The organism is Actinoallomurus acaciae (assembly GCF_042429965.1).
Taxonomy (GTDB): Bacteria; Actinomycetota; Actinomycetes; order Streptosporangiales; family Streptosporangiaceae; genus Actinoallomurus; species Actinoallomurus acaciae.
In genome coordinates this window covers 1-1751 of the sequence record NZ_JBHLZP010000941.1, presented here as the reverse complement: position 1 = coordinate 1751, position 1751 = coordinate 1, and the positions used below count along the sequence as shown (strand labels likewise).

The window sequence follows — 1751 nt, the reverse complement described above, 5'->3', positions numbered from 1 at the left end:
CTGCGCCGCGACTTCGCGCGCAGCATCCGGCGCCGGCTCGACGAGGACGGCGCGGCGCGGCTCCGTGAAATCCTCGCGGAGCTGGCCGGCCGGGCGAAGCGCTGGCTGGCCGCGCAGGGAGCCGCGACCGGCCCGCCCGAACTGCTGTTCTCCGCGGACCTGCGGTACGAGGGCCAGGCGCATGAGCTGCGGGTGCCGCTCGACGGCGCCACGCTGGAGGCCGAGTCCGTGGCCGAGGCGCTGCATACCGGGCACGAGCGGCTGTACGGCTTCCGCGACACGGGGGCCTCGATCGAACTGGGCACGGCGCGGCTGGCGATCGTGGCGCCGACCGGTGAGATCCCACCGCCCGCCGTGCCCCGGGGCGAAGGGACGCCGAAAACGGCGAGCCGCCGGTCCGTGCTGCTGACCGGCGGCCGGTTCACCGCCCGGGTGTTCGACCGGGCGGAGCTGCGCGCCGCCGACGCGCTGTCCGGACCCGCGATCGTCGAGCAGGACGACACCACCGTGCTCATCCCGCCCGGCTGGTCGGCGGACGTCGACCCGGCCGGCAACCTGCATCTGCGCCGGAGGCCCTGACCATGCGACTCGATCCCGTCACCCTGGAGATCGTCGGCAACAAGCTCGGCGCGGTCACCGAGGAGATGTGCCTGACCCTGCAGCGGACGAGCAGGTCCCTGTACGTGAAGGAGACCGCGGACTTCTGCTGCGCGATCGCCGGACTGGACGGAGGGTTCGTCGCCTACCCCCGGGGCATCGGCGTCTCCGGGTTCGTCGGCCTCAACGTGCTGACCGCCGTCGAGCGCGCCGGGCCGCTGGAACCGGGCGATGTGATCATCACCAACGACCCGTACACCTCGGGCGGGCTGGCCACGCACCTGACGGACATCCAGCTCATCGAGCCGTACTTCCACGACGGGCGGCTCGTCGGCTACGGCTGGGCGTTCATCCACTGCTCCGACATCGGCGGCCGGGTGCCCAGCAGCCTGTCGCCGGTCAACGACGAGATCTTCCAGGAGGGGCTGCAGATCCCGCCGGTCAAGCTCGTACGGGCCGGTGAGGTGAACCGCGACGTCGAGGCGCTCCTGACCGCCAACAGCCGGACCCCGGAGGCCAACCTCGGTGACATTCGCGCCATGCGCGCCGCGCTGGGCACCGGGCGCGACCGGCTCGCCGGTGTCATCGGCCAGCACGGCGTGGACTCCGTCCTGGACGCGTATCAGGACCTGGTGGACTACACGGCCGAAAAGGCTCGGGCGGCGCTGGCCCGGCTGGACGACGGCACCTACCGGTTCGTCGACTATCTCGACGATGACGCGGTCTCCGGCATCCCGGTACGCCTGTCGATCACCGCGACACTCAGCGGGGGAGACCTGCACCTGGACTTCACGGGCACCGATCCCCAGGTCGCGGCGGCGTTCAACATCGCCAGTCTGGGCCGGGCCCACGCGTGGATCACCACCAGGGTCCTGGCGCTCATCTGCACGCTGGATCCCGGCATCGCGCTCAACGCCGGTCTGATCAGGCCGATCGGCGTCACCGCTCCCGAAGGCTCACTGGTCAACGCGGTGCGTCCCGCGGCGGTGGGGATCCGGCACGCGGCGGCGTCCCGGGTCAACGACGCGCTCGGCGGCGTCCTCGGCCTGGCGGCGCCGTCGGTCCTGCCGGCGGCCGGCAGCGGTCTCGTCGTGCCCGTCGTGGTCGCCGAACAGGGTCCGCACGGCCAGAACGTGCAGGTGCTGGAGCCCATG

At 72.4% G+C, this 1751-nt stretch carries 1 protein-coding gene and 1 pseudogene; both read left to right on the top strand.

From position 1 onward, the window contains the following. Positions 1–579, top strand: a pseudogene (locus tag ACFFNX_RS49165) (hydantoinase/oxoprolinase family protein); the annotation flags it as partial. A gap of 2 nt (positions 580–581) precedes the next feature. Next, positions 582–1751, top strand: a 1170-nt coding sequence (locus ACFFNX_RS49160) for a hydantoinase B/oxoprolinase family protein (RefSeq protein WP_378213360.1), incomplete at its 3' end; no start/stop codon positions are given.